Source organism: Paraburkholderia sp. RL18-085-BIA-A (assembly GCF_046027075.1).
Taxonomy (GTDB): Bacteria; Pseudomonadota; Gammaproteobacteria; order Burkholderiales; family Burkholderiaceae; genus Paraburkholderia.
The window spans coordinates 79,225-100,374 of sequence record NZ_JARESU010000021.1; the positions used below are offsets into that span (position 1 = coordinate 79,225).

Sequence of the window (21,150 nt, forward strand, 5' to 3'; positions counted from 1 at the left end):
CCGGACTCAGGCCGCGAGTTCCAGCGCGCGGTCGAGCGCCTCCTTGCGTTTTTGCAGCCCGGCCAGCATGTCGAAGTCGGCCGGGAAGTCGTCGACCTTCACGACTTGCGCGCCATAGCGTGCGTAGTCGTCGAGCACGCGGCGCTCGTCGGCGTCGATCAGGCCTTGCTGCTGGGCCGCGTCGGTCCACGCGGCGAGCTCTGCGAGGCTTTGCGGCATCGGCGCGAGCAGGCCTTGTCTGACCGCGTCGCGCAGCTTCTGGTCGATCTGCGTGAAGCGCGGGTTCAGCTCGAACACCAGCTCGCCGTAGCCGAGCGCGTCGACATCCGGATGCGGCACATACGAGTCGGACACCAGACGCTCGCGCGCCGCGCCAGGCGTTTGCATCAGCTCGGCGATGTCGCTGCCGAGGCGGTCCGACGGTTCCCGGTACGGCAGGCCGAACGGGAACGCGAGCGAGCGCACGAGGCCGGCGGCGAGCCGGTTCGGGTAATTCGCAAGCACGCCGTCGAGCGCGTGCTGCGCCTTGTACAGCGCATCCTCGACGCCCCAGCGCACGAGCGGCAGATCGGCCTCCTGACGGCCTTCGTCTTCGAAGCGCTTGAGCGTCGCCGAGATCAGGTACAACTGGGACAGCACGTCGCCGAGCCGGCCGGAGAGGCGCTCGCGGCGTTTCAGATCGCCGCCGAGCACGAACATCGAGACGTCGGCGAGCAGCGCGAAGGCGGTCGACACGCGCGTGGCCGCGCGATAGTACCCATGCAGCGGCGCAGACGCCGTGCGCGGTTTTGCGATCAGAACGCCGCCTGTGATGCCGTACACGAAGCTGCGCACGACGTTGGAGAGCGTGAAGCTCACATGACCGAAGAACGCCTCGTCGAAATCGCGCAGCGCCTTGGCATGATCGGCCTCGCGCGTCGCGGCCATTTCCTTCAGCACATACGGATGACAGCGGATCGCGCCCTGGCCGAAGATGATCAGGCCGCGCGTGAGAATGTTCGCGCCTTCCACGGTGATCGAGATCGGCACCTGCTGATAGGCGCGCGCGAGAAAGTTCGACGGCCCCATGCAGATGCCCTTGCCGGCCGAGACGTCCATGCCGTCGTTGATGACCGTGCGGGCCCGTTCGGTGATGTGATACTTGGCGATCGCCGAAATGACCGATGGCTTTTCGCCGAGGTCCACCGCCTGCGCGGACAGGCGGCGCGCGGCGTCCATCACGTACAGATTGCCGCCCATGCGGCCGAGCGCTTCCTGCACGCCTTCGAACTTGCCGACGGCGGTGCGGAACTGGCGGCGAATCGCGGCGTACGCGCCAGTGCCGCGCACCGCGAGCTTCGCCATCCCGACATTCGACGACGGCAGCGAAATCGCGCGGCCTGCCGCGAGGCATTCCATCAGCATGCGCCAGCCGTTGCCGACCTGCGCGCGCCCGCCGATCACCCAGTCGAGCGGAATGAACACGTCCTTGCCCGAGTTCGGGCCGTTCTGGAACACCGCGTTCAGCGGCCAGTGACGGCGGCCGATGTTCACACCCGGATGATCGGTCGGAATCAGCGCGCAGGTGATGCCCGGCTCGTCGTTCGAGCCGAGCAGGTGGTCCGGATCGAGCGCGCGGAACGCGAGGCCGAGCACGGTCGCGATCGGCCCGAGCGTGATGTAGCGCTTGTCCCACGTGACGCGAAAGCCTAGCGTCTCGCGGCCTTCGAAGCTGCCCTTGCAGACGATGCCGAGGTCCGGAATCGCCGCCGCGTCGGAACCGGCGTAAGGGCTCGTCAACGCGAAGCAGGGGATTTCGTCGCCGCACGCAAGACGCGGCAGGTAGTGGTTCTTCTGCTCGTCGGTGCCGTAGTGCATCAGCAGTTCGGCGGGGCCGAGCGAGTTCGGCACCATCACCGACACGGCGGCGGCCGAGCAGCGCGTGGCGAGCTTCATGATGACCTGCGAATGGGCGTACGCGGAGAACTGCTTGCCGCCGTACTGCTTCGGAATGATCATGCCGAGAAAGCCGCGCTCCTTGATGAACTGCCAGGTGGCCGGCGACAGGTCCTGCCAGACCATGGTGGTTTCCCAGTCGTTCGCGAGATCGCACAGCTGCTCGCATTCGACGTCGAGGAATGCCTGCTCTTCGGGTGTCAGCGTGGCCGGGCCGTAGCCGAGCAGCTTGTCCCAGTGCGGGCGTCCCGAGAACAGCTCGGCGTCCCACCAGACCGTGCCGGCTTCGATCGCATCGCGCTCGGTCGGCGACATCTCGGGCAGGATCTTGCGGAAGATCTCGAGCACCGGTTTGGCCAGCCACGCGCGGCGCAGCGGCTTGAGCGTGAGTACGAGGGCAGGGAGGACGAACACGATCGCGAGCAGTGTCGTGCCGACGGGTCCCGCTGCGCCGCTGACATGCGCGGCGGCCACCCAGACGATCATGGCGGCCAGCCACCATGACGCGCGCGCCTGAACGTAGACGAGCGCAAGAGCGGCGATGAGGAGCACTAGGATGAACCACGACATGACGTTTCCTCCTGTTTCGATGATGCGTGCGAACGCATACATGGGGCACGGACGGCTCGCGTTCTGGTGATCTTCCGCGCGGCGGTGTGGCTGCTTTGCGCTGCCGTCGCGGCGCTTGGGGACGCGCTCTGATTGCTCTCGTGCTGCGCTTATGCCGCGCTTGTGCTGCGTTTGTGCGACTTGTTGCGAACCGCGCCTGTGACCTCGTGCGCGCCGTATGGATAGTTCGACCGCGTGAGCTGACTTAGGTGCGCGGTCTCGGAGCGCGGGTCGAATCTGCGGGGTTTATGGTGTGCGCTTGCTTGCGTGCCGCCTCGTTGCGTTGCGGTTCTGGTTGCGTGTTCTATGCGTCGAGTGCCGGGTATGTATGGCTGCTTTGGCGCCTTTGAAGCTTCGGCACGCTTGTCATGTTGCGCGGCTTTTCGCGCAACATGGCAGCGGGGTTTATCGCGCCGCACGCTGCGGCTCGCCGCCGGGTTTCGCGCGGGCAACCTATGACGGAGCCGTCCGCATCGGCTGCTACACTTTTTTGCCGCTACGCGGTGCGGTGCATCGCGTGCTGAAACGAAGCAGCTTCGATGCCGCCGCCCTGACGTTCGCCGTCCGATGCGCCGTCCACCGACGCTCCCGTCGCGCTTCGCCCGTGCGTTTGCGCTTGCGGCGCGGCCGCGGCCCCGTTCGCGCTGTCGAGGCCGCATTCGCCCGCTTTGTCCGCGCCGCTTTCCGCCGCGTGTTCGGTCGCGTCGCCCAGCACCGCGGCGAACGCGGCCAGTTGCGAGCTGTCGGGCAACGGCGCCTTGAGCGCGGCCACCATCAGCGATGCAAGCCGTGCGATCAGTTGCAGATCGTTCATCGACTTGCCCTGCGAGAACTCGGAAATCAGGCTGTCGGTATCGGTGCCGGCGAGCACGCCCGCCAGCGCGCCGATCGCGAAGTGCAGACGCCAGCCCAGTTCTTCGCGCGGCAGATGCGGCAGCGCGCGCTGGAACGCATCGAAAAAGCGCACCGCCACGGTCTCGTAATGCCAGTTCAGAAAGTCGCGGATGAACGACGACGGATCGGTATAAGCGCGGCCCAGCAAACGCAGAAACGTCTTGCCGCCAACCTGCGGATCGCGCGACAGACGCAGCGCCGGAATGAACATCGCGCCGAGCACGTGCTCGCAGGTCAGACGCGCGCCCAGCATGGCGTCGAAGCGGTCGAGCAGCTTGAGCCGTTCCTGGTTGAGGCGGTCGAGCCGGCGCGACAGCATCGAATGCATCAGCGATTCCTTGCTGCCGAAGTGATAGTTGACCGCGGCCAGATTGACCTCGGCGCGCGAGGTAATCTGCCGCAGCGACATCGCCTCATAGCCGCATTCGATGAACATCGTTTCGGCGGCGTCGAGAATGCGGGATTTCGTATCGCCGGCGTGCCGGCCTGTGGTGCGAACTGCCATATAGCGTCTCCCAGTTGCCGGGCGTGCGGCCGCAAACAATCGCTTCAAATCGAGATTTGAAACAGCCGTTTTTTTCAGGATACGGAAGGACGGTCGATGCGATCAAGGGGTCGTAGTCGATTAACACCTCTAGAAGACCTCACGAGGGTCGTCATTCCGCTGGCCGCGACGCGTCGGAATTACGCGGAAATAAAAAGGCCGTTCCGATCGAAATCGGAACGGCCTCGCATTGCTCGCTAATGGGTTTGGCCTTGCTCGTAATGCGTGACGCGCCATTCGCGTCGCGGCGGTTCGAACCGCCTTTGCGGCTATGGTGCGTGAGAACGCGCCGACGAAACAGCTGTTCGGTTCGAATGCTTAAACCTGTCCTCCAACGGGGCTTCCCGTTGCATGCGTAACGACTTCCTTGGCCGACTGTGTCATGTCGATGCCGCGCCGCTCGCGGCTGTACGGAATCAGCGCGGCAATCACCACCGCGACGATGCCGATCACCACCGCCATCACGAGCGCATAGTTGTTGCCGTGCGCTTCGGCCGCGCCCGCCTGCAATGGGCCGTTGACCGACGCGATCAGATTGCCGAGCTGGTACACGAGGCCGGGAAAGGTCGCACGAATTTCATCAGGCGAGATTTCGTTGAGGTGTACCGGAATCACGCCCCACGCGCCTTGCACGGAGATCTGCATCAGGAACGCGCCGAGCGCGAGCAATACCGGCGTGCTCGAGAACGCCCACAGCGGCAGCACCGGCAACGCGATCAGCGCGGCGATGAAGATTGCGCGCTTGCGGCCGATCTTCTCGGAGAACCAGCCGAAGAACAGCCCGCCGCAAATCGCGCCAATGTTCAACACGATCGTGATCCACGATACCGTGTGCGCGTCGAACTGATGCTGCACGCGCAGGAAGGTCGGATACAGGTCCTGCGAGCCGTGCGAGAAGAAGTTGAACGCGGTCATCAGCACGATCGCGTAAAGCGACAAGCCGACGTTCTGCTTCAACGTGGCGATGAGGCCAGGCCGCGCTTTCTTTTCGAGCGTCTTGAAGGCCGGCGATTCCGGCACGTGCGCGCGCACATACAGCACGAGCAGCGCGGGCAGCACGCCGACGAAGAACATGCCCCGCCAGCCGATGTATTGGTAGAACACCCCGAATACGATCGACGCGAGCAGATAGCCGCTCGGATAACCCGCCTGCAGCAGGCCGGAGACGATGCCGCGCGACTTGGGCGGCACGGTTTCCATGGTCAGTGCGCCGCCGACGCCCCATTCGCCGCCCATGGCGATGCCGAACAGCGCGCGCAGCACCAGCAGCGTCATCAGGTTCGGCGACAAACCGGACAGCAGTTCCAGCAGCGAGAAGCACGCGATGTTGAGCATCAGCGTAGGACGGCGGCCATACTTGTCGGCGAGCCAGCCGAAAATCAATGCGCCGACCGGACGCATCATCAAGGTCAACATAATCGCGACCGCGACCGACGGAATGGTTGTATTGAATTCCGCGGCGATATCTTTCAATACGAACACCATTAGAAAGAAATCGAATGCGTCGAGTGTCCACCCTAGATAGGCGGCGATCGTGACGTTTCTCTGTTCCCGTGTCCAGCTCATTGATTGTTCTCCTGTATCTCCAGTAACCCGTGTTTGACGACGGGCGGCTTCGCAGCCCCGTGCGCCCTCTGGTAAAGGCTTCCGGCGAGTGTACGCCGACTGTTAAGCGCTTGCATGAATGAACGCGCGTTTATCCGTATTAATCCCTGGAGCAATTTTCGTGCTGAACTCACAAAGCATGCTTAATGTCGGATAAATGTAATTGTTGTATTGATAATGTTTGGATTTACGTTGGTTTTATGTAATGTTTAATGGAATTGGAAAGACAGTGGGTCGAAAATGGAGTGAACCATATTTCAGGCGTGTGGGTATAGGTGGCGCTCATCGGAATAAGGTTATCGGGCGCGCCGGCGGCGCGTATAACTGCGGCCCGAGTGGCGTCCGCGGCGCGCATATACGGAGACTAGTCGATGGCGATCCTGCATCTTTGCCTGCTCATCGCTGCGCCGAGTGCTCATCGCGGCACATTCCACGGGAAAGCGTTCCGCCAAATCTATATATGCAACTGACGCATCAGTAGATCTTAAAAATCAATTTGATTCATGTTGCGTTGCGGAATAAAATGGCGACCGTTCCTTCCATCTCGCCTCCGTCGACGCATCATGTCAGTCAAATCAAGTACTTCCATGCCGGTGCGCCGTGAACACAGTTCGTTCGCGGCAGTCGCCTCTGTCACCTTGCTCACCGGCATCGGCGCGGGTCTCGGCGGCATGCTGCTCGCGTTGTTGCTGCACGCGATCCAGCACGCCGCATACGGATATAGCGTCGCGCACGTGATCAGCGCGGAGAGTTTTCTGCAAGGCGTGAGCGCTGCGGCACCCGAGCGACGCGTGCTGGTCCTGACGATCTGCGGACTCGTCGCGGGCCTCGGCTGGTGGGCGCTGTATCGCTTCGGGCGGCCGCTCGTGAGCATCCGCCAGGCCGTCAAGTCCGACGATCCGCAGATGCCTTTGGCGAGTACGACAGTCCACGCGTTGCTGCAGATCGTCACGGTCGCGCTGGGTTCGCCGCTCGGCCGCGAAGTGGCGCCGCGCGAAATCGGCTCGGCGCTGGCCGGATGGCTGTCGCGTCGCGCGGGGCTGTCGGTCGCGCAGAGCCGAATCATGGTTGCGTGTGGCGCGGGCGCCGGGCTGGCCGCGGTCTACAACGTGCCGCTCGGCGGCGCGGTGTTTGTGCTCGAAGTCCTGCTGGGCACCTTCGGCTGGCCGGCGTTGGTGCCGGCCATCGTGACTTCGTCGATCGCGGCGCTGGTCGCGCAAGTGGGACTGGGCGACGAGCATCAATACCTCGTGCCGTCGATGACGGTGAGCGCGTCGCTGGTCGCGTGGTCCGTCGTAAGCGGGCCGATTTTCGGCGCGGCCGCGTGGGGCTTCACGGAGCTGATGAAGCGCTCGCGCGCCGTGGCGCCGAAGGATTGGCGTTTGCCGGTGTTGTCGCTGTTGAACTTCGCGATCATCGGCGTGCTGGCGATGCACTTTCCGCAGTTGCTGGGCAACGGCAAAGGCCCGGCAAGCCTCGCATTCGATGGCGACCTGACGATCAGCCTCGCCGCGATGCTATTGGTGCTGAAGGTCGTGATCACCGCGAGCAGTTTGCGCGCGGGCGCGGAGGGCGGGCTGTTGACGCCGGGCCTCGCGAACGGCGCGCTGCTCGCGATCGTGCTCGGCGGAATGTGGAGTGCGTTCTGGCCGGGGGCTTCATTGGGGGCATTCGCGGTGGTCGGCGCGACGGCGTTTCTCGCTGCTTCGATGCAGATGCCGATTACAGCCGTGGTGCTGATGTTTGAATTTACGCGCGTGAGCCAGGACTTTCTGATTCCCGTTCTGTTCGCCGTGGGCGGCGCGCTGTTGGCGTTTCAGGCTTGCGCGAAGTGGGTGCCCGCGTTGCAGCCCGGATTTGGTTTCAACTTGAGCGGAGCGGGCAGAGGGCGATAGGGCGGGTGGCTTGCGGCGGCGATATTGGCGCGATGCGATGTCGCCGCATGACGAAGGAGGAGTTGAACAATGCAGCCGGCAACGGCTGGGCTCCGCAGCAAAACAACTCGTGGCTCGCGATCAAAAAACTCGCCGTCAAAAAAGCGCCGCTAAAAACAAAAAACCCCGCGAAGCTCTAAGGCTCAACGGGGTGTTTCATTTCACTTGAAGAGGGATATCTGCATCAATTACGGTGTGAAGCTTTTCGACGTCGTCTTCGGCTGAAAGTAGACGTTCGGTCAACCGCGGGAGACTTTTGAAATAGAGCAGATTCGGGAATCGCTCGCACGCCAGCTTAAAATCTTGGTCGTCCGATACAACGGCCACGAAACAGCGGTTTTTGTCGGCATATGCGTCAACCATAGAAATTGCGAACGCGTCAGGAAACTCTTTACGCTTCTTTCCCTCGCGAAAGGGGGGGCAAGATGTGGTCGTACCAATTCATTACCGCTTTGACATCCAGGAGTTCATATCCGAGCCGGACGACGCTGAACTGAGACAGAAACGCGTTCCACTCGTTAGTCGCTACCCGCGTGACTTCCCAAGTATCCACACTTGGAAAAGACTTCTTAGGAAAACTGGTCCACTTCTCAAGAAAGGGCGCACGCTTTCGAGCAAGCTCGAGTGCATCCAGCGCTTCTTGCGAACGCTCCTTAATCTGACGCTTAACCTCGCGCTCCGTCGGATCCGGAAGCACCAGCTTCAGACCGGCCTTCTTCGCCGCAGGAACGAAGGTCATAAAGGCCGTCGATGCGAAGTTGAATTGCTGTCCGGCGAGGACGCTAGTATCGAGGAATACAACGGTCGGAATTGACATCGCTTTTAAGAACCCTCAAGTCTACTGCGGCGTTGGCCGTCTAATAGGCGTTCGGTTTTTGTGGATGCGTTGCGGTTGCAATGGGGATTTGCAACGATCCGTGCTTCGATGTCGAACGGAGACCAGCGGGTCGTTCGCAGCTTACCAGTTACGGATAGCGGCTGTCGTACGTCGTGACGCCTGCTTCGTGCCATCGTTCCGAAGGTGTACATCGCCGAATCACCCACGCTACACGGTCCCAAACCCAGAAGTGCTGTTGCCCGTAGTGATGTCTGAGGAACAACCAGCAACGGGCGGGGTCAGCCGCGAACGGCTGTTCTACCCGGAATCTGCCATTCGCCGGGCAACGCAGCGAACGTCTCAGAAGGGTCGAGCTGAGCCGATCAAAGTCACCTTGCGGGGTCTCTCGGGCGGCGATAGTTCATGGGGCGGAATGACCGGCGCAAGGCATGTCAGATATGGATTGTTACCATTGCTGTAGCAGGTCTGTAGCACACAAAAATCCGCTCTTGGAGCATCAGCTGTTGAAGTCCTTAATTATGCCCGCCCCGGGATTATGCATGGTTTGTCATTGAGCGGATTGGATTGCGCGGCGTAAGTGCCAATGTGAACTGCAGTGCAAACCACGCCGCGCGACCCATCCGGATGCACGAGCCTCACAGCCTTCGCGGACCGCACGGGCTCTTTTGGACGTGCATAATCACAGCCCATCGAGAAACTGCTGTTGAAGTCCTTAAAAACTGCTAATCGTGTCCGTAGATTACGCTAATGTAAGACTGTATTTCGGCCCCGCGAAATAAGGCATAGCAGCGGTTTAGCACGCCTTTCTAGGCGTTGTGTTTCAGCAACGCACGCACGCTCGGATGTCCGTTGATTTTGCTAACGCGTTTGGCGTGTCCGCCAATTCGGCTAGAGCGGTTGTAGAGGAGCGCGACAGGTGCATTCGCTTGAAGCGGCAGCAAGTGCAAATACCGAAGGTCTTTTTCTTGATGTTCGGAATGCGCCCATCTCACCGCGCAGATCAAAAGACCCCATACCGTATGGCGCTTTGTATGTTCAGTCGGTCGATGGTGCCGCCCGTGACGTATTTCACCGGGACGCCCGTCTCTTTCGTGAATTCCTGCCCGACAATCTGGTCGATCATGTCGCGAAAGTTGCCGCCCCAGGTGCTGACGACCAGCGCATCCTCGGCGCTCGCGGAGCCTGCGATCATCGCACTGAACACAATGCTGGCGGTGAGTATTTTTTTGATCACTCGATATGATGGCCGAGCGCGGTCTGTCGCTGGCGCATACGACAATCATGCGTCTGGCTCAGACGCTTCACGCCGGAGTTCGTTAAGCGGTGGGATCGGTTTGCGAGGTCCGCTGGTCGTTCCTGGCGAGTCGACGAGACGTATGTGAAGATCCGCGGCAAATGGGTCTACCTTTACCGTGTCGTTGATCGAGCAGGAAAGACGGTCGACTTCCGGCTCAGTGCCAGGCGCAATGTCGCTGCGGCCAATGCTTTCTTCGCGAAAGCGACCAGGAGTCAAGGGTTCGCTCCGAAGACAATCACGCTGGACGGTTATGCTGCGTCTCACCGCGCGGTGCGCGAAATGAAGGCGGACCAGTATCTGCCTGCGGCCACGACATTGCGACCGTCGAAGTATTTGAACAATTTGATCGAGCAGGATCATCGCAACATCAAGTCCAGGGTCAACGCAATGCTCGGCTTCAAACGCTTCAGGGATGCGGCCATTACGATATCGGGCGTCGAGTTGAGGCATCGCATTCGCAAAGGTCAGTTCAACCTCGCACGGTTGCGCCTCAAAGATACCACTGCGTCTGTTGTTTGGAAGGCAGTCCTTTCAGCACGATGATGTAATGGTGAATGCGCCGTTTTTTGCTCGCGCCCATAATTTGCACCACAGCCCAAAAATGGTGGTGGCCATAGATTTCAACAGTATCCGTAAGTTACCGGTCGCTCGCATAGCGATGATGCCCCCCCAGCATGATCCGCCGGAGTGATCGTTCAGCAGCTGCGGCTCCGAAGGTGATCACAAACGTCCGCTGTGCCTATCAGCAAAGTTCGACTATTGGATCGTCTTCTTCCAGGACCGGAAGAGGTCTAACAGCACTCTCGCGGGCGTCGGCAGGATTTCCTTTCGATGCCAGACGGCGCCGACGTCCATGGTCGGGATCGGAATGCTCAGATCACGCCTCATAATCCGGTTCCCTTCGAGCGACCACGGGCGATAGACGAGGTCCGAAAGAATCGTGACACCCAACCCAAGCGCCACCATGCTTCGCACGGCTTCGATCGACTTGCTCTGGATACGCACTTGCGGTTCGAGGCCATACTTTCCCCAATACTTGCGAACAGTGCGAACATGCTCGTCCATGTCGAGTAAAAGGTAGTCCTCCTCCACGATGTCCTGTAGCGTGACCTGTTGTGCATCTTGCAACGGGTGATCCGGATGAGTCCAAAGCCGGCGCATGGAGCGCAGAATCGTTTCATATTTCAGCTCGTCCACGTCGGCCGTATTGGACACAAGCATCAGACCGATATCAAGCTGATTGTCGACGAGACGTTGCTCGATATCCTCGCGTGCGTCTTCGATGACCTCGACAGTCAGGTGTTCGAAGCGCTGCGAGACGGTAGCAAGAATTGACGGCATCAGGTGAGCCGACACGGTTTCCGTGACGCCGACCCGAACGTGGCCCGAAATCTGTTCAGGTTCCTCCTGAGCCGCGACCACGGCGCGATCTACCGACAAGCTCGCGTTCTGCACATGCCGAAGAAACCGCTCGCCGGCTCGGGTCAGTCGGACGCCCCTCGCGTGGCGCTGCAGTAGCGGCACCCCCACTGTGTCTTCGAGATTCTTCAGCGCGATCGTCATCGACGACTGTGAAACAGCGCAGAGATTGGCAGATCTGGAGATCTGCCCCGTATCAGCCACAGAGATGAAGTATTCGATCTGGCGAAGCGTGATGTGTGTGGCCACGTTGACGTACTCCGCTGGGTCGCGACTCCGTGCATGCCGACGGGCAAACGGACGACCGATCTGAGGTATTGAAAAATTATATATCGCGAGGCATGAAATATGAATTAGGCAAGGCAATTTCGGCTTCATAGCATCCCGTCATGAAAGGAGGCAGTGGAATCATGATGGAGACGCAGGAGAGGAAGGGGTACTGCACGCTATGCCGGTCGAGATGCGGCACGATCAACACGGTCCGCGGCGACGTGTTGCTGAAGGTGCGTCCCGATAATGCGCACCCGACCGGCACCGCGATGTGCATGAAGGGCAAGGCCGCGCCGGAACTCGTGCACAGCCCTGACCGGGTGCTGTATCCGATGCGCCGCACTGCCCCGAAAGGGGCGGTCGATCCGCACTGGAAACGGATCAGCTGGGACGATGCGCTTGACGAGATCGCGACCATGCTCGCGCACATCAAACGGGAAAGCGGCGCCGAATCTGTGGTGTTTGGCGTGACCACCCCGAGCGGTACGTCAATGAGCGACAGTATCGACTGGGTGGAGCGATTCGTCTGGTCTTTTGGAAGTCCAAACATTTGCTACGCGACTGAGATCTGCAACTGGCACAAGGATTTCGCGCATGTGTTCACGTTCGGTTGCGGCATGCCAACGGCCGATTACCGGAATTCCGATGTCATTGTGCTTTGGGGTACGAATCCCGCCAACACGTGGCTGGCCCAGGCGGACAGTATTGCAGCGGGTCGGGGCAATGGCGCAAAACTGATCGTCGTGGACCCGAGACCCACGGCGCTTGCGCGCGATGCGGACCTATGGCTGCGCGTGCAGCCAGGGACAGACGGCGCGCTTGCAATGGGAATCGCCCGGCAGATGATCGCGACGGGAAACATTGACGACGCATTTGTCCATGAGTGGACGAATGCCGCGTTCCTGGTTCGTCGTGATAGCGGACACTTTTTGCGTGAACGCGACCTCGACCCGGAGTCGTCGAGCAATCGATATGCGGTCTGGAATGGCGCACTCAATCGACTCGAACTCGTCGGAGAAGAGGCGCGCACGTTGCCATCCGATCTTTCGATGTCAGGCTCGCATCAGATTTCCATATTCGACCTGACGGGTCGGGTGATAGAGGTCACGTGTACGCCCGCTTTCGAGCTGTACCGCGACGCTCTGTCTGAATACACGCCCGAACATGTGAGCAAAATCACCGGTGTTGACGCTTCCGCAATCGAAATTGCGGCTGCGATGCTCGCACCACACCAGCGCATTGCCTATCACGCGTGGTCTGGCGTGGGACAACACACGAACGCGACGCAAACAGAGCGGGCGATCGCCACGCTGTATGCACTGACAGGCGCCTTCGATACGCGCGGCTCAAACCGCGAGTGGTTGAAGCAGCCGGCAAATCCCCTCAGCAACTACGCCATGCTGAGTCCGCAGCAGCGAGCAAAGGCACTCGGGCTTGACGAGCGACCGCTCGGTCCGCCGTCCCAGGGATGGGTGACCGCGCGCGATGTATATCGGGCCGTCCTCGAGGCTGAGCCTTATCGGGTGCGTGCGCTTGTCGCGTTCGGAACCAACATGGTGATGTCACAAGCCGACAGCGCAATGGCGCACGACGCTCTGTGCGCGCTGGATTTCCATGTTCATTGCGACCTGTTCGAAACGCCATCGGCACGGTATGCGGACATTCTCCTTCCGGTCAATACGCCTTGGGAACGGGAAGGGCTGCGTCTCGGCTTCGAGATCAATAAGCGGGCTGTCGAATTGGTCCAGTTGCGGCAGCGGATGGTGACGCCTCGTGGCGAGAGCCGCGCAGACTACAACATCGTGCTGGATCTGGCGGTCAGGCTCGGGATGGGGGATCAATTCTTCGGTGGCGACGTCGAAAAAGGATGGAACCATGTTCTCGAACCGTTGGGCCTCGACGCCGCGACGCTGCGTTCACATCCCGAGGGTATTTATCGGCCGCTCAAGCAGAGGGAAAAACAATACGCTTGCGCGACGCCGAATGGCCCGCGAGGCTTTGCGACTGAAACGCGGCGCGTCGAGCTCTATTCGGAGAAGCTGCATCGGTACGGCTATCCGGCCGTACCTCAGTATGTACCGCCGAGCCGCAGAGACGGAGCACGCGCAGCTGACCGTCGGCGCTTTCCGTATACGCTCACTTCCATCAAGAACGGCTACTACTGCCACAGCCAGCATCGCGGCCTGCCAAGCCTTCGTCGCCGTGCCCCTTATCCCGTCGCGGAACTGAGCGCCGATCTGGCGGCCATCAAGGGCATTGTCGACGGCGACTGGATACGCGTCGCCAGTACAAATGGCAGCGCACGATTTCGTGCGCGAGTGGTCCCCGAACTCGCGCCGGATGTCGTAGTCGCCGAGTATGGGTGGTGGCAGGCGTGCGATGAGATCGGCATGGAATCGTCTGTGGCCCTGGGAAGCGCAAACAGCAACTACAACAGCATCGTGTCCGGTGCCGTCGTCGATCCCCTGAGCGGATCGTCGCCGCTTCGTGCCGTGCCGTGCGACGTCACGCTCGACCCGTCGGTCGACCCCGCGCGACGGGCATGGCAAGGTTTCCGGGACTTTGTCGTGTCGGCTGTATATGGGGAAGCCGAAGGCGTTCGGACGGTTACGTTCGGCGCGGCCGATGGTGGACCGCTTCCCGACTATCTGCCCGGACAGCATGTGACGATTCATATTCCGGAATTGGGCGAAGGAGGAACGTCTCGTGCCTATTCGCTCACTGGCGATGCGATTGAACCCGATCGCCGGACATTCTCGATCTCGGTGCGCCATCAGCGAGGCCGAAGTGCGGATGGTGAGCCGTTCGAGGGCGCCATGTCCTCGTATATTCATCGCGAGTTGGCCGTTGGGCACAGAGTCTTGCTTCAGGCCCCCAGCGGCACGTTCATTGTACCGCCGACTTCGAAGCGACCGGTCGTCATATTCGCAGGCGGCATTGGAATAACCCCCTTCATTTCGTGGCTGGAAACAATCGGACATCTGGGCACGCAGGCGCCCGAATCATGGCTGTTCTACGCGAATCTGAACAGCTCGACTCATGCGTTCCGGAACCGGATTGCGCAATTGCAGCATACGTTGCCGACGCTCAAGGTCGTGAATTGCTATAACCGGCCACGCGACGAAGTACTCGGACGAGACTTCGAGATGCAGGGCTACCTCACTGCGGACGTCGTCGACGACGCATTGATACTGCGCCGCGCAAGGTTCTATTTGTGCGGCCCGGAGCCCATGATGAACGCAATCACGGCGGCGCTCGTCGAGCGTGGCGTACCGTCGTTCGATATCTTCAGCGAGGCCTTTCGGTCTCCGTCGAAGCCGGTCCTCGATCCATCACAGCGCTTTGCCGTCGAATTCCGGCGTTCCCAGATCAAGGCTGAATGGACACCCGAACGGGGAAGCCTGCTCAGTTTCGGCGAGAGCATCGGCATCAGCATGCCGAGCGGTTGCCGGGTCGGGCAGTGCGAGAGCTGTGCCGTCAAGGTCCTGGCAGGCAAGGTGTCGCATATGACAGGGCATGGCCCGGAGGAACCCGATATGTGCCTCGCCTGTCAGGCGATTCCGGCCACTGATATTTCCATCGAAGCGTGAACGACTCACGGGGAGCAATTGAGCATGAAATTTTTCGACACGGCAGCGACACGCGAAGCGCTGGACTTCGCTACGTTGATTCCGTCACTGAAGAAAGCGTTCATCAAGGGGTGTGAGGTTCCACCCCGACACTCGCACACAATCAATGGCAGCGACGGCAACACCGGCACCGTGTTGATTATGCCGGCGTGGGAGGCAGACCGATATCTCGGCATCAAGACCGTGAACATTTTCCCGGGTAACCAGACCCGAAGAATGCCCGGCTTGCACTCTACTTACGTGCTGTACGACGCCAGCACGGGTGAGCCACTCGCGCAAATGGACGGCAATGAAATCACCTCACGCCGGACCGCCGCCGCATCGGCACTCGCTGCAACCTTTCTGGCGCGCGACGACTCCTCGCGCGTGGTGCTATTGGGCGCCGGACGCGTGGGAAGCCTGGTGCCGGCAGCGTATCGAAGCCAGTTGCCGATCACGCATGTCGAGGTCTGGGACATCAATCCGGAGTCGGCCGCGCGACTCGTGCAGCAACTGCAAGGCGAAGGTTTCGATGCGGCAGTTGTCGCCAGTCTGCCGGACAGCGTGGCGCGCGCGGATGTCGTGACCTGCGCGACGCTCGCTACCGAGTCGATCGTACGCGGCGCGTGGCTGAACCCGGGAACGCACCTCGATCTGATCGGAAGCTTCACGCCGCAGATGCGCGAGGCCGACGACGATTGCTTCCGCCACGCACGCGTGTTTGTCGATACCGACGAGGCACCGCAGAAATCCGGCGACCTGATTGGGCCGTTGTCGCGCAACGTGATCTCGCCGGCGGACCTGAACGGTACGCTCGCCGCCCTGTGCCGGGGCGACGTTCGCGGCCGACTCGACGGCAGCGGGCGCACGGTATTCAAGGCGGTCGGAACCGCACTAGAAGACCTGGCTGCGGCAGCGCAGGTTTATGAAAAGCACGTTTGATCACTCGAAGCGTCGGAGACCATGATGAATGAATTGAACCGTCAGCAAGACCTGGCAGCCTCGACAACCGACGTTTCAGTCGGGCTCGAGCGTATGGCCGCAGCAGTGACCCGTTGGTCGGAAAAGTGGTTTCCTGACGCATACATATTCGCGGCGATCGCAGTTGTCGTCGTCGCTGTCGGCGCGCTCGCGACGGGCGCGCCGGCACAACGTGTGGGCATTGCCTTCGGAGATGGATTCTGGAGCCTGATTCCCTTTACGATGCAGATGGCGATCGTGGCCATCTCGGGCTACGTTGTCGCGGTCTCTCCGCCCGCCGCGAAATTGATTGCATGGCTTGCCCGCTTGCCGTCGAACGGCAAGTCAGCCGTGGCATTCGTCGCGCTGGTCAGTATTTCGGCGTCTCTTTTCAACTGGGCGATCAGCCTGATCTTCAGCGGCCTTTTGGTTCGTGCACTTGCGCGTCGCATCGAGTTCAGCATGGACTACCGTGCGGCGGGTGCCGCCGCCTATCTCGGCATGGGCGCGACCTGGGCGCTGGGATTGAGTTCGTCGGCATCGCAATTGCAGGCGAATCCGGACAGTTTGCCGAAAACGTTGCTGGCGATTACCGGGGTCATTCCGTTCTCCGAGACGATTTTTCTTCCACAGTCGTTACTGATAGTCGCCGCTCTGACCGTCGTATCGCTTTTGATCGCGTATCTCTCTGCACCCGGTGCGAAAGGCGCCAAAACCGCGGAGTATCTGGGCGTCTCGCTCAACGAGGCGGAACTCGAAGTAGCAGCGCCTTCGCGCCCCGGCGACTGGCTCGAGTACAGTCCGCTAATCACAATCCTGATCGTCGCACTCGGCGCGGTTTGGGCCTGGCACGAATTCACCACGAAAAATCCGGTGCTGGCCATCTCGAATCTCAATACTTACAACTTCGTGTTCCTGTTGGCCGGAATGCTGTTGAACTGGCGCCCCCGCCGCTTCCTGAACGCCGTTGCGAAATCGGTGCCGTCCGTGGCTGGCGTGTTGATCCAGTTTCCTCTCTATGGGGGTATTGCGTACATGTTGACGAAAGCCTCAGCGCCGTCGGGACTACCGTTGGCCGATCATCTTTCGCATTTCTTCGTCGCAGTGTCGTCGCATGCGTCGTTTCCGGCGCTGATGGGCATCTACTCTGCCGTCCTTGGATTCTTTGTGCCGTCGGGTGGTGGGAAATGGATCATTGAAGCACCGTATGTGATCGCGGCGGCCAAGGAACTGCAGGTTCATCTGGGCTGGGCGGTAACCGTCTACAACGCGGCGGAGGCGCTGCCGAATCTGATCAACCCTTTCTGGATGCTGCCGTTGCTCGGCGTGCTGGGATTGCGGGCTCGTGACGTGGTGGGCTTTACGTTTACGCAGTTCGTCGTGCATCTTCCGCTCGTGATCTTCATGCTGTGGGTGCTTGCTGGGACGCTGACCTTCCATCCCCCCGTCATGCCCTAATCTGTTCGTGGCGAGACCCGATGTCGCAGGTTGTCCGTTTCGTGTGGCCGTGGTCGTCCGGACCGAGACAACCAGCCGGTTGTCGATCTGGCGATGTCGCTCAATGGCTTGAATGGATGCAACGGCCGTAATACCTTAGAGGACTGATCTGACTTTCCGTGTCAATCGCGATCGGTTCTGAGTTTTGGTGCATCTGAATATCCTGAGCGGGAGTGAAGCCGGGCCATCGGGTGTCACGATAGGCGCCGTTGAATATCGCCGGCTAGCGGTAGAGGGGACGGTAGAACGAGAAGGCCGGATTAGACTTCCCTGGTTTGCCCAATCAACGGCCGGCGCGAGACATTGACCATCGTCCTCGATCGTCCGAATGGTATCTCGCTGGCCCGTCAGTTTTTCAGTCGCCCAATGACGAGATCAAGGAGAGTCCGCAAGCGCGACAGCCGGCGCAAGTCTCGATGATATCCAACATAGGTTTCGCGCCCGGGCGGCGCCTCACCGAGATAGAGCGGCACGATGCCCGGTATGCGGTCGCCGAGCGGCCTCGGCAATACTGCTAGGCCGCTGCCCTGTCGGCAGAACTCCGCTTGCACGAGGCGGCTGTTGCTGCGCATTGCGATCTGCGCGCCGGGGAGGACCCGCTTGAGCCAGAGCGCGTCTGGCATCTCCGCGAACGCCGTGTCCATCGTTATCACCCGCAAGCCGGCACCCCCGCCGGTCAAGTCGATTGCTGCGCCGGATCGTGCATAAAGGGCGTAGGAGATATGCAGCAACCGCCGGGACACGACCTCGGGCTCTTCGAACGCCTTGATCCGGAATGCAATGTCGGCTTCGCGTCGCGGCAGGCTGTAAAGGCGGCCGTCGCTCAGCAGCTCGACGCAGACCTTCGGATGACGCTCGCTGAACTCCGCCAGCACAGGAGCCAGCATGTAGGTGCCGAACCAGTCGGAAGAGGAGAGCCGGAGCATGCCTTCGAGCTGCACGTCGGAGCCTGCGATCCTACGCTGGAAGGCGAGCGCCTCTTCTTCCATCCGTTCAGCGTGTTCGAGGACGGCGTTGCCCTCGTCAGTGAGCACGAAGCCGTCGGCGGTCCGCTGGAAGAGTGCATGGCCGACCGCAGTCTCCAACGCCTTCAACCGCCTTCCCATGGTCGGCTGGGACTGACCAAGACTTCGCGCAGCTGCGCCGAGCGTGCCTGCGCGCGCGATTGCGAGAAAGATCCTGAGGTCGCTCCACTCCATTTCGACACTTATACAAAACTGCATGGACATCGTGCAAGTTTATCTATGTCAATACAGAAAGGAAAGGGGAACAATACTCGAACGCTTACCCAGAGAGAGTCTCATGACCCGAATGATGAAAACCGCCGTTCTCGAGACGCACGGCGCGCCGTTCCACATACGCAATATCCCGGTGCCGGTGCCCGGACCCAGAGAGGTACTGGTGCGCATCGCCGCGAGTGGCATCAATCCACTTGATACAAAGATTCATTCCGGCGCGGCGGAGCATGCGCGCCATCCGCTGCCGGCCATTCTCGGCATCGACCTTGGTGGCACCGTCGAGGCAGTGGGTTCTGAAGTGATCGATTTCCGCCCCGGCGACGAGGTCTACGGCGCGGCTGGCGGCGTCGGCGGATTGCAGGGCACGCTCGCCGAATATGCTGCGGTCGATGCGGATCTGCTGGCGCTGAAGCCGCCGAATCTTTCGATGCAGGAGGCGGCCGCGCTCCCGTCTGTAGTCATCACCGCGTGGGAGGGCCTGGTGGATCGTATGGCCGTTCGAGCGGGCGACACGGTCCTGATCCAGGGGGGTGCCGGCGGCGTCGGCCATGTCGCGGTCCAGCTCGCGCGCGCCTTCGGCGCAGAGGTTTTCGCGACCGGATCGGCGCATAGCCGCGCTGTCATCGAGCGCCTCGGCGCAACGTTTATTGAGCGTACGGAACCTGTTTCGGATTACGTGCAGCGCCTTACGGGCGGGCGCGGCTTCGATCGCGTCTATGACACCGCGGGCGGCGCCGCCCTCGAAGCATCTTTCCAGGCCGTCCGACGATTTGGTCACGTGGTCAGTTGTCTGGGTTGGGGCACGTATGCGCTGGCCCCGCTGTCCTTCAAGGAAGCGACCTACTCCGGCGTGTTCATCCTGCCGCCGTTGCTGTCCGGCGAGGGGCGCAGGCATCATCGCGAGATTCTCGATCAGGCGCGGCAATTGGTCGAATCTGGGCGGCTGCTGCCCGTTCTGGACGAGCGGCGCTTCACGCTCAACAACATGTGCGACGCCTACCGAACCATCAGGGCCGGCGCGGCAAGGGGCAAGCTGGTGGTCGACATCGCGACCTGAGCCAGCTAGCGGGCGCCATAGCGGAAATTCGCTCGCTGACTGGCGCCCGCGACGCACCCGAAGACGCGGTGCGCATGGCGTCGTCATTCATTCAACGAACGGTGCCCCAAGCAGCGTCTCGACGCCCGCACCGAATTTGTTCGGTTCGAAATCGATGACCTGATAACTCGCGACCTGTTCGCGATAGAAAGGGTCTTCGGCGAGCACGTCGTCGAGTTCCTTTCGGCTCGCGCCTTTGACAAGAATGACGCCGCCGGTTCGCGGTATCTGCGGGCCGGACGCCAGAAAACGGCCCGTTGCATAGTGGTGGTCGAGAAAACGCCGATGTGCTTCGAGGTGAGCCTCGATGGTGGGGAGCGGTTGTATGTAGTGCAGAAGAACAATGAACATGAGTGACTCAATGAGTTTTCGAAGACACGTGACTGAATCCGGCCTGCGTGAGCCTGCGACTTCGCCGCTGATTGGCGAGCCGGGAAGCGAGGTCGCAGTGCACGCTCTCACTCGGGAAAGTCGGTACTCACGCTAAGCGATTCCCAATCGTCGATTTCCTTCGTCAACGTCGCGATCTTCTCGCGCACGAATTTTACCGCATCGGTTCCGAGCAGAAGATGCACGGGTGGACGCTCCGATTCCACGAGCTTGATCATCGCGAGGGCAGCCCGCGCTGGGTCGCCTGGCTGTTTTCCCGAGCGCGCGGCGCGGGAGACTGAGATCGGTTCGAGGAGCGACGCATAGTCGCCGATCGTGCGGGCTGCGCGGGTCATCGAACGTCCTGCCCAGTCGGTGCGGAATGCGCCGGGCTCGATGGCAGTGACCTTGATGCCGAACTGCCTGACTTCGGATGCGAGCGCCTCGTTAATCCCTTCCAGCGCGAATTTGCTGGCGTTGTAGACGCCCACGCCCGGAAACGTCATCAGGCCGCCCATCGAGGTCACGTTCAAAATGTGACCCGCGCGCCGCTTGCGCATGAAGGGAAGAACGGCTTGCAGCACGCTGACCGCGCCGAACAGGTTCACATCGAACTGGGCGCGGATGGCCTGCGGCGTGGCTTCTTCGACGCTCCCTTCGTAACCGTATCCCGCGTTGTTGACGAGAACGTCGATGGTGCCGACTTCCTCTTCGATTTGCGCGACCACGCGACGCACCGCGTCGTGGTCGCGGACGTCGAGGAGGTAGCCGAACGACTTGCCGGGCGACAACGCGTCGAATTGTGCACGCTGATCCTCATTGCGCAACGTGCCGACTACACGCTCGCCGCGCGAGATGAGCGTCTCGGCCAGAGCGCGGCCAAAACCCGTGCTGACACCCGTGATGAACCACGTTTTCATTGTTGAGTTCTCCTTGATCCAAATGGACGATTACAGGACGGCGCCGCTTGGCGACCGCATGCGTCGCAGTATCGGCCGCGAGCGGTCATGAAAAAAAGAGGCATAATGCAAATGGTC

14 protein-coding genes and 1 pseudogene are annotated in these 21,150 nt (G+C 61.1%); 7 read left to right on the forward strand and 8 right to left on the reverse strand.

Annotated features, from left to right (window positions below; all coding sequences use genetic code 11):
- Positions 1-6 precede the first annotated feature (6 nt).
- The 3 genes from P0D89_RS16950 to P0D89_RS16960 form a co-directional block, all read right to left on the reverse strand.
- Positions 7-2,505, reverse strand: coding sequence for an acyl-CoA dehydrogenase (locus tag P0D89_RS16950; RefSeq protein WP_408361192.1), 2,499 nt, complete (start codon positions 2,503-2,505; stop codon positions 7-9).
- A 535-nt stretch (positions 2,506-3,040) separates the two neighbouring features.
- Positions 3,041-3,943, reverse strand: a complete 903-nt coding sequence (locus tag P0D89_RS16955) for a TetR/AcrR family transcriptional regulator (protein WP_408361190.1) — start codon at positions 3,941-3,943, stop codon at positions 3,041-3,043.
- A gap of 357 nt (positions 3,944-4,300) precedes the next feature.
- On the reverse strand, positions 4,301-5,548 hold the full coding sequence (locus P0D89_RS16960) for an MFS transporter (protein ID WP_408361188.1): 1,248 nt from the start codon (positions 5,546-5,548) through the stop codon (positions 4,301-4,303).
- A 602-nt stretch (positions 5,549-6,150) separates the two neighbouring features.
- On the opposite strand from P0D89_RS16960, the gene P0D89_RS16965 reads away from it, so the two are divergent.
- Entirely contained in the window at positions 6,151-7,482 is a 1,332-nt protein-coding gene (locus P0D89_RS16965) for a chloride channel protein (protein WP_408361186.1), read from the forward strand.
- Positions 7,483-7,912: 430 nt separating this feature from the next.
- Here P0D89_RS16965 and P0D89_RS16975 read toward each other — a convergent pair whose 3' ends face one another.
- On the reverse strand, positions 7,913-8,338 hold the full coding sequence (locus P0D89_RS16975; protein ID WP_408361182.1) for a PIN domain-containing protein: 426 nt from the start codon (positions 8,336-8,338) through the stop codon (positions 7,913-7,915).
- 937 nt (positions 8,339-9,275) lie between these two features.
- On the opposite strand from P0D89_RS16975, the gene P0D89_RS16980 reads away from it, so the two are divergent.
- Positions 9,276-9,602, forward strand: a complete 327-nt coding sequence (locus P0D89_RS16980; protein WP_408376924.1) for a hypothetical protein — start codon at positions 9,276-9,278, stop codon at positions 9,600-9,602.
- Positions 9,593-10,199, forward strand: a pseudogene (locus P0D89_RS16985) (IS6 family transposase); the annotation flags it as partial. The gene P0D89_RS16980 and the pseudogene P0D89_RS16985, both read left to right, overlap by 10 nt.
- A 213-nt stretch (positions 10,200-10,412) precedes the next feature.
- Here the strand turns inward: P0D89_RS16985 and P0D89_RS16990 are convergent.
- Positions 10,413-11,324: a LysR family transcriptional regulator gene (locus P0D89_RS16990; RefSeq protein ID WP_408361256.1), complete on the reverse strand. Its 912-nt coding sequence runs from the start codon at positions 11,322-11,324 to the stop codon at positions 10,413-10,415.
- A 164-nt stretch (positions 11,325-11,488) separates the two neighbouring features.
- Between P0D89_RS16990 and P0D89_RS16995 the strand changes: the two genes are divergently transcribed.
- The 3 genes from P0D89_RS16995 to P0D89_RS17005 are packed head-to-tail and all read left to right on the forward strand — an operon-like array spanning position 11,489 to position 17,371.
- Positions 11,489-14,935: a molybdopterin-dependent oxidoreductase gene (locus P0D89_RS16995; protein WP_408361254.1), complete on the forward strand. Its 3,447-nt coding sequence runs from the start codon at positions 11,489-11,491 to the stop codon at positions 14,933-14,935.
- A gap of 24 nt (positions 14,936-14,959) precedes the next feature.
- Positions 14,960-15,895 (forward strand): bifunctional Delta(1)-pyrroline-2-carboxylate/Delta(1)-piperideine-2-carboxylate reductase, encoded by a 936-nt coding sequence (gene lhpI / locus P0D89_RS17000; RefSeq protein WP_408361178.1) that lies wholly within the window; start codon positions 14,960-14,962, stop codon positions 15,893-15,895.
- A 24-nt stretch (positions 15,896-15,919) separates the two neighbouring features.
- Positions 15,920-17,371 carry a short-chain fatty acid transporter gene (locus P0D89_RS17005; RefSeq protein WP_408361176.1) on the forward strand — a complete coding sequence of 484 codons (1,452 nt, stop codon included), beginning with the start codon at positions 15,920-15,922 and terminating at the stop codon, positions 17,369-17,371.
- A 386-nt stretch (positions 17,372-17,757) separates the two neighbouring features.
- Here P0D89_RS17005 and P0D89_RS17010 read toward each other — a convergent pair whose 3' ends face one another.
- Positions 17,758-18,639 carry a LysR family transcriptional regulator gene (locus P0D89_RS17010; RefSeq protein WP_408361173.1) on the reverse strand — a complete coding sequence of 294 codons (882 nt, stop codon included), beginning with the start codon at positions 18,637-18,639 and terminating at the stop codon, positions 17,758-17,760.
- Between the two features lie 85 nt (positions 18,640-18,724).
- Here P0D89_RS17010 and P0D89_RS17015 point away from each other — a divergent pair, with 85 nt between their 5' ends.
- Positions 18,725-19,705, forward strand: coding sequence for a zinc-dependent alcohol dehydrogenase family protein (locus tag P0D89_RS17015; RefSeq protein ID WP_408361252.1), 981 nt, complete (start codon positions 18,725-18,727; stop codon positions 19,703-19,705).
- A gap of 87 nt (positions 19,706-19,792) precedes the next feature.
- Here P0D89_RS17015 and P0D89_RS17020 read toward each other — a convergent pair whose 3' ends face one another.
- Both P0D89_RS17020 and P0D89_RS17025 read right to left on the reverse strand, forming a co-directional pair.
- On the reverse strand, positions 19,793-20,095 hold the full coding sequence (locus P0D89_RS17020; RefSeq protein WP_408361171.1) for a YciI family protein: 303 nt from the start codon (positions 20,093-20,095) through the stop codon (positions 19,793-19,795).
- A gap of 107 nt (positions 20,096-20,202) precedes the next feature.
- Entirely contained in the window at positions 20,203-21,033 is an 831-nt protein-coding gene (locus P0D89_RS17025) for an oxidoreductase (RefSeq protein WP_408361169.1), read from the reverse strand.
- Positions 21,034-21,150 lie beyond the last annotated feature (117 nt).

Bases quoted from the DNA above. Each gene is read 5' to 3' on its own strand.
- P0D89_RS16975 (WP_408361182.1), bottom strand. From the start codon at position 8,338: ATGTCAATTCCGACCGTTGTATTCCTCGATACTAGCGTCCTCGCCGGA.
- P0D89_RS16960 (WP_408361188.1), bottom strand. From the start codon at position 5,548: ATGAGCTGGACACGGGAACAGAGAAACGTCACGATCGCCGCCTATCTA.
- P0D89_RS16965 (WP_408361186.1), top strand. From the start codon at position 6,151: ATGTCAGTCAAATCAAGTACTTCCATGCCGGTGCGCCGTGAACACAGT.
- P0D89_RS17010 (WP_408361173.1), bottom strand. From the start codon at position 18,639: ATGTCCATGCAGTTTTGTATAAGTGTCGAAATGGAGTGGAGCGACCTC.
- lhpI (WP_408361178.1), top strand. From the start codon at position 14,960: ATGAAATTTTTCGACACGGCAGCGACACGCGAAGCGCTGGACTTCGCT.
- P0D89_RS17015 (WP_408361252.1), top strand. From the start codon at position 18,725: ATGAAAACCGCCGTTCTCGAGACGCACGGCGCGCCGTTCCACATACGC.
- P0D89_RS17020 (WP_408361171.1), bottom strand. From the start codon at position 20,095: ATGTTCATTGTTCTTCTGCACTACATACAACCGCTCCCCACCATCGAG.
- P0D89_RS16955 (WP_408361190.1), bottom strand. From the start codon at position 3,943: ATGGCAGTTCGCACCACAGGCCGGCACGCCGGCGATACGAAATCCCGC.
- P0D89_RS17005 (WP_408361176.1), top strand. From the start codon at position 15,920: ATGAATGAATTGAACCGTCAGCAAGACCTGGCAGCCTCGACAACCGAC.
- P0D89_RS16950 (WP_408361192.1), bottom strand. From the start codon at position 2,505: ATGTCGTGGTTCATCCTAGTGCTCCTCATCGCCGCTCTTGCGCTCGTC.
- P0D89_RS17025 (WP_408361169.1), bottom strand. From the start codon at position 21,033: ATGAAAACGTGGTTCATCACGGGTGTCAGCACGGGTTTTGGCCGCGCT.
- P0D89_RS16995 (WP_408361254.1), top strand. From the start codon at position 11,489: ATGGAGACGCAGGAGAGGAAGGGGTACTGCACGCTATGCCGGTCGAGA.